The following is a 10,508-nucleotide window of genomic DNA, read 5'->3' as shown; positions in this document are numbered from 1 at the left end:
TTGTTTCTATACTATCTACACTAGTCTTTACCTCATTTATTGCACTAACTATATTTGTTTTATCTGTTGTTTCAAGTAGTGTTGTATCTCCTATTTTTCCATTTAAATCTGTCTTAGCAGTTTCTATATTACTTGTTAACTCTGTTTTAGTTGTATCTATTTTAGTGTCTAACTCTTGTATATCTTTTAAAGTTGCCAGCACAACCGTTGGGTCTATTTTTAAGTTTATACTTGCTGTATTAGACACAGCTAATATAATTTTAATTAATATTTCTTTTACTGTTCCAGAATCCGGAGCAGGTTTATAAGTTTCGGGATAACTAGATACTGCCAAAAGTTGGTCTTTAGAGTCAAATACCCCTACCTCTCTAATTGTAAAGCTTCCAGTATCTCCAGTTATAGTTTTTTGGATAACTACCCAATTAGGATTTTTTTCGTCTGCTTGAACATGTTCTAATGTGCTTTCCCACACCACATTTTTAAGTACTGTCTGAGTTTCCGTTGGAATATATGCACTTCCACCACCATCCCCAGCTTTTATTTTTGCAAAATCAACTCTAGTCCCGAGTACTGTAGCATTTGCTATAGCCGCCTTACCTATTTCTGTAAGTAATGTATAATATTGTGCTTGTGCCAATTATATCACCTCCTGTTTAGGGTATAATGTTACCCTTTCAGCACTTTTATTGTTTCCACTAGCTAGTATTATTTCTCCAAAACATTCTATATTTTTAGGAGTATAAGGGTAGATTGTAACTGTTTCTCCTGTACTAGACATTGCTCCTGTATAAAGTCCATTTTGATTATATAAAATCATTTCAAATTTATGTTCTAAATGTGCTGGTTTTATTTCTTCTATTTTCTTATCTAACTCTAAGATGGTATTATAACTACAATTATTTGTTATAAAACTAAGTGTAAAACTAAATAGATTACTAAATACCTCTACATCAACATTAGTCTTTGCGTAAGCTCCTGAGATTGCCTTTATAACTTCTATTGTAGTTGTACCCTTACCTCTTAATTTAGCTTTTATATTACTTCTTCTAGTATCAAAATCCAACTTAGAATTTGTTTTTATTTTTAATAGATCTTCCCAGTCATCAAGTCCCCAAGTTGCTGTATCTATAAAAAACTGATCTAATAAATCATTCTTTTCATCAAGTAATGTTAGAAGTTCATTTTCAAGTGCATCTTGAATTTGTATATCAATTTCATTGTTTGCAAAACTTGGTAAATGGTCAATTAACTTCAATTTAACTCACCTCGATATTAAATGTAACATTTGAAACAGCAGGAACTTTTTCTTCATCAACTATTATGTTTTTAATATCTTCATTGATAAGTAGATTTTTTATATCGTGCACTCCTTCTATGCTTGCTAATAAACTCATTATTTTTATATAAATAATCTCTCTTGAATTTTCTATTAAATAAGAATTTATAATATCTAAAAACACAACTTTTATAGATTCAATATCATATCCATTTTCAAGTGTTAATGTTGCACTAATACTAACATCAAAAATGCTTGGCGTAACAACTGTAACAATAGGCCCAATTGGCTTTTCCTCTTCTATATGTTCAGTACATCTTTGTAAAATTTCATTATCTACAGATTGATTATTTTGACCATAAAGCAAAATCTTGATTGTACCTGGACCATCCCATCTAGGGATTACTTTAGCATTATAAACTCCTTCAACTTCTAAAGCCCAAGCCTCATAATGAGCTTTATTGCCACTTGTGGCTTGATTTTTCTGTATTTTATAAAATCTTTCTTTTAACTCTTCATCAGTTTCTATTTCTGCGCCACCCTTTAGGTCCAGTTCATTATAAATTTTAGTTACACCATTTATATTGTCTATAAGTTTAAATTCTGTGTTAGCTGATAAATTATACTTAATACCAACCTCTAAAGCCTGTATAGGACTTACATTTAACCTACTATCTTCATCTATTGTAATATCTTTAATAACTACAAATAGTAAATCACTATGAGATATTATTGTTCCATTTGGTATTTGAGTTCCGATTTTGCCCTCAAATGTTACTTCACCTATTGCTTCTGTTCCTAACTTTCTATACACACCAAATTCATTGACTCTTCTATCAAGAAAATCGTCAAAGTTATCTTGAATAAAAACTCTCTTATGTATATAAGAAAGTTCTATATATAACTGTGCAAGTTCTGAATTTATTGGAGAAACTATATTATAAAGAGAAGATCCTTGACCTTTATAAAGAGGCAGATTTATGTTATTTAAAGTTCTATTATTTAAGGCACTAAATGTTTGGCTATCATACAAAAGTAATCTCCTCCTCTCCATAGATTGTTTTTATATTCAAATTTATAGATAAATTATCATCCTTAAATTCAGTATTTGTTACATTAACTTCTAATATATATGGATTGATTAAAAGTGCTTCTTGTATATACCTTTTTGCCTCGCTTTCAGTGAGACCTTTAGTATATTTTTGGCCAATCAGATTTTTTATATCTGTTCCATAATCCCAAGTGTATATTAAATGAACATACTTATCTGTCTTTATAGTTTTATAAATCCATACTTTGATTGCTTCATTTCTTTCAACTAATTTAAAGTCTCCATTTTCAATTATCTTTTCATCTTTTTCAAAATCCCAAGCAAATTCCTTAAAAATAGGTAATTCTTCATTGGATGGAGAAGTATAATCCTCTGGGACACCCATGAAAGGGAATATTGTACTCATTATAAACTCACCAACTTACTTACAACAGCAAATTTATCGCCTATTTTAAACATTATTACCATATCTCTAGGTTCAAGATTATTAATAAAAGGGTTTTTTATATTATGCTTGTGTTCTTGATTTATTTCTGTTTCAAATGTTTCTATCTGACTATTAAGTATCCAACTATCTATTAAAAGATTTTCTTTTTCCAATAAAAGAGTATTTATCTCTATCTTTAAATCTGGCAATTTATCTTTAACTTTACCAATAAAAAAAGAAGGCTGATTATGATATTTACCTTCTTTTCTCATTATTCCTATAAATTCATTAATTGGATCTGCCATTTTATCACCTCTTTTTATAAAACTCTTCGAGCTGTAGAAAAGTTTTTAGTGTAATAACTACTGCTTGTTTTGCTTATTTTAACTACATCACCTGTTTGTGGGGCATGTAGAAATTCTCCATTACCTATATATAAACCAACATGACTAACTGGATTATGGAAAAATACTAAGTCTCCTGCTTGCAAATTACTTTGTTCTACTTTTTTACCAACTTTAGATTGTTGGCTAGATGTTCTTGGTAAATTAACATTAACTTTTTTAAAGCAATATACCATAAGTCCAGAACAGTCAAAGTTACTTGGTCCATTACCACCCCATTTGTATGGTTTTCCAAGATGTTTTTTTGCCTCTGCTATTACTGCTTTTGCTCTTTCTGTCATGTTTCCAGCATAACCACCTATGACTATTTTCCCTTTTCTTCTTCCAAAAGCCATCATATCTTCTACATTTCCAAATAAAATATCTATGTGATAAGTTCCATCTTTGTCTATAATTATGGCAGATCCAACATCATTTACTTTGTATGTTCCATCTCGATTTGAAACTCCTGTAACTAATTGTATTTCATCACCATATTTTAATAATGGATGTTTATCTAAGAAATCTTTTGTATAGTAAGATTGTTTAAAGGCACCAACCATAGGGGCTGCACATGTTTTTTTAGAAGGGTCTAATTTTTTCTTTCTACAATCTGTATCTCCACCTTCAGATTTTCTAGGACAATAGGCAGTAAATTCAGCAGGAAACTCTGTTCCTCCAGTATACTCTGAACTGCCATCTTCTTTTTGTTCATCTTGGCCAGCAGATTTTTCATCCATAATATTTTGAAAGTTAAGTTCAAGTTCAATCTGATAATCTCCATTTTGCCAAATATGTTTATCTGTATCTATATAAAAAAATCCTATTAATTTTGTATATGAATCTTTTACTTTTACACCTCTACCAGTTATACAACTTATATCACCATACCCTTTTAAAGAGCAAGTTCTTTCTATGTCTTTAAACTCATTATCTATATCTACAGTGTCATTTTCTTGTTGTTGTATTACCTTTTGCATAATTACTCCAACATTTTTGAATATAGAGTCATTTATTTTTTCGTTAACCTTATTGCCATACTGATCAACAACCAGTACTTTATTTTTCACATTCTCCATACTTTCTGAAAAGGTTGTATTAATAAGATTGAAACCTTCTTCAAAGGTAATATCTAGAGTAACAATTCCTTTTTCAATGACATTAAATTTATCAAGATTGGCTTCTATCATATATTTCTTCTTTGTCGTTTTGCTTGCTTCTGTATAAACACTCATTATAGTGTCATATCCATTTACACCAATAAACATCTTAGTGTATTTAACATTAGTCTTAGGTAAATTACCTAGTGGGAGTTTATTATCTGTAAAAACTTGTTTAACAATATCTTCAACTAATTTATCTTTAAAATTATACGAAACTTCACTTTGTAAAAGTAAAAAACCCATATCTTTTGCAGTAAAATCAATACTGTTATTACTTGAATCAAGAGATCTGTCTATTATCATGCCTCTAAAAATCTCTTTATCATCTATATAGAAACAAATTGTACTTGCCACTGGAATATCTATTTGCCTAAAGTTAATATCAGATGATGATTGAATTATAGAAAATTCAAGTGTTCTTGATGGTGATCTATAATCTCCAGACCAGGTACATTTGTCTACTAAATCAGTTATATTATATATATTTCCGTTTTTTATATGAACTTGTATTTTGATTTTATTAATTATAAATCACCATCCTTTTATGGAACTATTAAAATCCATCCATTTTGTATTATGTTTGGGCTTTTAATTTTATCCTTATTGGCTTCGTAAATTTTCTGCCAAAGGTCACTATTTCCATAATATTTCTTAGCTATCTTAAAAAGAGTATCTCCTTCAATGACCTTGTGAGTTTTTTGCTTAGTCTCAAATCCTTTTGTAATGGGTAGGTCAATACTAGAAGATAAATCGCCATCCTTAGCATTGACCTTAGATATTTTTATTCTTCTATATTCTTTTAAACTTAAGGTAAAATAAACATCTCTTGAACAATCTTGTTCTTTGTAATTAAAATCTGATATGATACATTCAAAGTTTACATTAGTTTCTGTAATTATAAATCTTAATATAAATCCCTCTTTCATCCAACCTTGTATTAAATTTACGCAATCATAAGGTTTTGGGAATCCATTATAATTACAGAAACTATATTCTTGACTTGGAAAAAATGATGCTATTTCTATACTCTTAAGTCCTAGCCCTCCAAATACTGCAATATCTCCAATGTTTAATATGTTGGATGTATTTATTGTTGTATTTCCATTTATCTCAAAAGAAGTTGGTAAAATAGGGAATCTAAAAGAGTTATTTGCTTGCCTTAACCAAATTTCCATTATATCCTCCTAAAAAAAATAAAAGGTACTTAAAAAATAAGCACCTTTTAAATGTTGATTTATTATAAATCAAATACTGTATATTTCCCCACATTTTCATAAGCAATTTCAATTGTTTTTGGCTTTGTATCTTTTGTAAGTTCAAATGCTATTTCGCCTTTTAAAGTATCTCCTGGATGTATTCTGTCAAATAGTAATTCTCCATTTAATTCTTGATTATTTATTGCATTTCCAACTGTATTATCATCTGTTTTTAGTATGTAGTTTTGAAGGAAATCACTTTCAAGATCTGTTTCTCCTGTATTGGTGATTTCAATTTCAACTGCATATACATTACTATCTGATTCTAGCTTTCTAACATTTTTAACAGATACCTTTGCTCCATCTAAATCAACAACTTCGCCTATTTTATGATTTTTAATTTCTTCAGTATTTTGTTTAGGTTTACTATCTCCATTTTTTGAATCATTTGTGCTGCATCCAACTAAACTTAAAGATAGTACAACTGATATTGCTAATACTGGTATTTTTTTATTCATAACATAACCCCCTGTAAATTATATACTACAATTATAGCACGATAATTTACAATATGCCTCCAGCATTCGCAAGAGATATTTTTTTGTTTAGTTTTTTTACAATTTTATCTATGTCTGCTTCTTCTCTTACAATTATTGTATCTGCTAACTTATCAAGAAATAAACTTCCATTTGAACTATTTCTCTTATATTGATTGGCCTCTTGTTTAGTTAAAAGTTTTTCTCCTTCGTGTGCTCTTATTAAATAATCATTTCTAGGAACTCTATTTATACCGAATGCTCCTCTTGGACCGCCAGCAGCATCTGCACCTTTTCCTATTTTTAAGCTAGGACCACTTTTTACAATCTCAATCATTCCTTTGATTGGATTATTAAAGAACTCTTTAAGTTTATTCCAAGCTTCCTTTACTCCTTTAACCTTATCTTTGAAAAGGGAATCAGCAAGATCTATTACAGGTTCTAGTACTCCACTAACTAGATCAACTAGACCATTCCAAATTGATTTTATTACGCCTACTCCACTATCAAATATTTGCTTAAGTCCATCCATGGTCTGATCAGCATTTCCTGTTATAAGTCCCATGACAACATTTATAATTCCAGATATAAAAGACATGATGCCATTTATGATACCAGACACCATTGTTATAATAGCAGTTAATGTATTTAAAACCCATGTAAATGCTAAAATTATTCCACCAACAACACCAGCTATTGCTATTCCTATAGAAGGTAACAATTGTTGCCCTATTTGAGATAAGAAAGGCATAAATCCTTGAAACCAAGTTTTAACAGGAGCAAGTGCTTGACCTAAGCTTTGGAAAGAAATTTTAATTCCATCAGTAGATTTTTTAACACTATCCAATGGTTGACTTACCTTATTTACTGTATCTCCAACCTGTTTGGCTGGAGTAAAAAAGTCAGTAATTGCTTTTTTAACCTTATCAAAACACTCTTTCAAATTATCTAAATGAGGTTTTAAAGGTTCAAATGCTTTTACTAGATTATCTATATTTGTTTTAATATTTCCAGCTAATATATCCTTTAATTCATTAAATTTATCTTTTATTGAAGTTATTGACTCCTTAAATTTATTCTTAAAATTTACTCCAGAATCCTCTAGAATCTTTAGTGCAGGTTTAACATCATTTAATATCTTATTTTGCAGTTCTGTAAATTTAGTCTTTCCAGATTCGACTCCTTGACTTATAGAATCTGTCATAGGTTTAATAAAAGTTTTAAAATCACTAAATGAACCTTTTAAATTTGCCATTGTTTGTTTTAATCCACCTGTATTTGATGTAGATTTTCCAGCTGCATCTGCTGCTTTACTTCCGGGTATATTTACATTTGTTTTGGTAGCAATTTTAGCAGTTGCTTCTATTGGATTTTCTAATGTTGTTCTTAAATCTCTCCATTTATCTGTAAGCCATTTCGCTTTATCCTTAAATAAACTATCTACAATATCAGCTACTGCTTCTATTGGAGCAGTTATAAAATCTATGAAACCTTTCCAAATTGATTTTATAATTTTAGCGCCACCATCAAATATTTGCTTAACTCCATTCATCATTTTTTTACTATCGCCTGTGACAATGCCTATAATTAAATCAAAAATACCATTTAAAATAGATACAAGGCCATTTAATACATTAGTTATAGTATCAACTACAGCTTTAAAGGCAGTTGCAATAGTAGACAAAACTACAACTAACTTTGCTATATGAAAACCTATTACACCAATTAAGACAGGTCCTAACACCTTCATTATCACACTACCTAAATTTAATATAGATGCAAATAATGGTCCAAGCGAAGATAATAATTCTTTGAATTTTTCACCTAATTGCTTAAGTGCAGGCATACAAAAACTTACTATAGGTTTTGCAAATTCTACAAATGATTTTACTAATGAATTAACTTTATTTCTAAAGACTTCAGATTTAGCATAAGCGACAGTAAAGGCTACTGACAATGCAATTATAGCTGTTATAGTCCAACCCATAGGACCCATTACAGCCAAAAATACTGCACTTAATGGTTTCATACCAATTACAAAAGCTCTGAAGGCAATTTTTGTTCTTAATATTATAGGAATAAAGAAAGCGAATAGGCCTGCTGCTTTAGAAATAACAAGACTTACAATTCCTACAGTAGCGACCAACAAGCCAAATGTTGTAACAGCCAACAATATACCTGTTACAGTTGATTGGAAGGCTGTAGGCAAGTTAGAGAAAGCATTGGCCATATTAGATACAACTTGTACTGCGCTTCTTATAAAAGGCAATAAATTATTCCCTATGATTATTGCTACTTGAGTAATCTGATTTTTCATCATCTTGAGTTGAGATTCTGTTGTTGCGTATCTTTGATTCGCTTCATTTGTCAGAGCTACATTTTCCTTCCAAGCATCGTTACCTAATTGAATGGCATTATTAAATAAATCGCCAGCACCAGATGCTCTGAGCAATGCATCAGTCATACCTATTTCAGTTATGCCCATCTTATTTAACATTTTTATAGCACTATTTCCATGTTTTTTAGCGTCTCCAAGACCTTTGACAAAAGATATAATCGCTCCAGCAGCGTCTTTTTGGAATGACGCTTTAAATTTTGATGCACTCATCCCAGAGACTTTGGCAAAACTATTTAATTTACTTCCTCCAATTTCACATGCCAACTGCATTTTTTGCATAACCTTAGAAAAAGCCGAGCCTCCTGCTTCTGCTTTTATACCAACTGAACTTAATGCGCCTGCAAAAGACATTATCTGTGCTTCAGACATTCCAACTTGTTTTCCAGAACCAGCCAGTCTAAGAGCCATTTCAACAATTTCACTTTCTGTTGTTGCTAAATTGTTTCCTAATTGAACTATTGTAGCTCCAAGTCGGTCAAAGTTTTTTTGTGGCATCTGGACTATATTTGCAAATCTAGCTAGGGCTGTGGCAGCCTCATCAGATGACATATTTGTGGCATCCCCAAGCATAACCATTGTCTTTGTAAAATTTGTAATATTTGATGCATTTTTACCAACTTTAATACCTAATTGCCCTGCTGCTTCTCCAACTGCACTAATTTCAACAGCCGTTTGTGGCATTGTATTTGATAAATCCATGATATTTTTTTTAAATGTATTAATATCAGCATCACTTGCACTTACAGTCTTTTTAACTCCTGCGAAAGCGCTTTCAAATTCAATAGCTGATTTGGCACTTAAAGCAAGTATTCCACCAGATACAGCAGCTATGGCACTTCCTGTTTTTAAAGCAGTAGAACCAACACTTTTTAAATTGTTTTGAACATTATTTAAAGCCTTAGAGGCGCTAGAAGTTGAGTCATGCAGAGATCTTGTATTTGCTGCAACTCTTCTTAAAGTTGCACTAGCTTCGTCTCTCATTCTTATAATTGCTTGTAAAACTCTTGTACCATCACTCATGCATTAAAACCACCTTCCAGCACCAGCTTTCATTTCTTCTTTCCTCTCGTCTAATTCTTGATCCATGAAGATACTGGTAATTTCCTTTTCGCCTTTTAACATACAATAAGAAACGGATGGCATTATACCTTTGTACTTAAATAATAAGTACATCAAGTTAACTTCTCCATCCGTTTTTATTAGTTTTTTATATCTTTAGCTCTTTCTTTTTGTCTTTTTTTATCGCCTTCAGCATCTATGCCATTTACTTTATTAACTTCCTCATATAATTTATCTATTTCCCCGCTAAGTAGTAGTTTTTTAACCAACTCCTTAGGTGTAATTGCGCTAAACTTTTTAACTAATTCCATATTGTTAAATATAGAACATGATTCTAATATTGTATTTACTTTAAGTTCATATATATTAATGTTTTCTAAATCTCCACTATTAACATCCATTGAGTTCATTCTTATTTCGTCAAAACGTTCTGGATCAATAGCCTTGCACTCTATCTCTAAAGTATCATCTAGCTTTTTACAATATAATTCAAATACGCTAGATGGCATTTTTAATTTACCTGCATCCATATTTAATAATTTTTCTACTGTATTCATATAATAAAAATCCTCCTATTTTTCTTTTATTTTATCTAAGTATTCAAAGCCTTCGAATGTGAATGGTACTTCTATTTCTCCAACTTTTGCAGCTTCCCAATCAGCTAAAGTTAAATCATCAAACATACATCCATAAAGCGCAATTCTTTCAGAGCCATATGAATCTGGATCTTGCAATTTACTTATTATAGTTACTTTAAACTCTTTGCCTTCATTCAGCATTTTTTCGACGTACTCACCAAATAAGGTACTTATCTTATAAAGAGTTATAGATCCTTTTCCAGTTGCACCTATCATTTTATATGTAGTCATTATTTGACCACAAAGTTTTATTTCTTCTTTATCTATATCAACTTTAGCTTCCATTCCTTTTGTTGATGTAAGTTGCTTATTATCTAACCAACATTCACCAAAAGTACCAGATATTATTCTTTTTGCATCTATTTTAGCTTTCAAATTTTA

11 protein-coding genes are annotated in these 10,508 nt (G+C 30.5%); all 11 read right to left on the bottom strand.

The features are described from left to right. Positions 1-637: phage tail protein (locus tag IC218_RS21315; protein WP_227825470.1), on the bottom strand; the 637-nt coding region annotated here is incomplete at its 3' end. Further along, positions 638-1,255, bottom strand: a complete 618-nt coding sequence (locus IC218_RS21310; protein ID WP_227825469.1) for a putative phage tail protein — start codon at positions 1,253-1,255, stop codon at positions 638-640. A 1-nt stretch (position 1,256) separates the two neighbouring features. Further along, a complete protein-coding gene (locus tag IC218_RS21305) occupies positions 1,257-2,309 on the bottom strand; it encodes a baseplate J/gp47 family protein (RefSeq protein ID WP_227825468.1) in 1,053 nt (350 codons plus the stop codon). Next, positions 2,302-2,733, bottom strand: coding sequence for a DUF2634 domain-containing protein (locus tag IC218_RS21300; protein ID WP_227825467.1), 432 nt, complete (start codon positions 2,731-2,733; stop codon positions 2,302-2,304). The genes IC218_RS21305 and IC218_RS21300 overlap by 8 nt, the downstream gene beginning before the upstream one ends. Next, on the bottom strand, positions 2,733-3,059 hold the full coding sequence (locus IC218_RS21295; RefSeq protein WP_227825466.1) for a DUF2577 family protein: 327 nt from the start codon (positions 3,057-3,059) through the stop codon (positions 2,733-2,735). The genes IC218_RS21300 and IC218_RS21295 overlap by 1 nt, the downstream gene beginning before the upstream one ends. A gap of 14 nt (positions 3,060-3,073) precedes the next feature. Continuing rightward, positions 3,074-4,603, bottom strand: coding sequence for an NlpC/P60 family protein (locus tag IC218_RS21290; RefSeq protein ID WP_227825465.1), 1,530 nt, complete (start codon positions 4,601-4,603; stop codon positions 3,074-3,076). A 239-nt stretch (positions 4,604-4,842) separates the two neighbouring features. Further along, entirely contained in the window at positions 4,843-5,475 is a 633-nt protein-coding gene (locus IC218_RS21285) for a LysM peptidoglycan-binding domain-containing protein (RefSeq protein WP_227825464.1), read from the bottom strand. A 62-nt stretch (positions 5,476-5,537) separates the two neighbouring features. Next, a complete protein-coding gene (locus IC218_RS21280) occupies positions 5,538-6,014 on the bottom strand; it encodes a DUF4352 domain-containing protein (protein WP_227825463.1) in 477 nt (158 codons plus the stop codon). A gap of 46 nt (positions 6,015-6,060) precedes the next feature. Beyond that, positions 6,061-9,450, bottom strand: a complete 3,390-nt coding sequence (locus tag IC218_RS21275; protein WP_227825462.1) for a phage tail tape measure protein — start codon at positions 9,448-9,450, stop codon at positions 6,061-6,063. 179 nt (positions 9,451-9,629) lie between these two features. Next, positions 9,630-10,046 carry a phage tail assembly chaperone gene (locus IC218_RS21270; protein WP_227825461.1) on the bottom strand — a complete coding sequence of 139 codons (417 nt, stop codon included), beginning with the start codon at positions 10,044-10,046 and terminating at the stop codon, positions 9,630-9,632. A 15-nt stretch (positions 10,047-10,061) separates the two neighbouring features. Continuing rightward, entirely contained in the window at positions 10,062-10,502 is a 441-nt protein-coding gene (locus IC218_RS21265; protein ID WP_003425675.1) for a phage tail tube protein, read from the bottom strand. Positions 10,503-10,508 lie beyond the last annotated feature (6 nt).

It is taken from the genome of Clostridioides sp. ES-S-0005-03 (genome assembly GCF_020658455.1).
Taxonomy (GTDB): Bacteria; Bacillota; Clostridia; order Peptostreptococcales; family Peptostreptococcaceae; genus Clostridioides.
The sequence above is the reverse complement of the archived record's forward strand: the minus strand, read 5'-3'. Positions and strand labels throughout refer to the sequence as shown.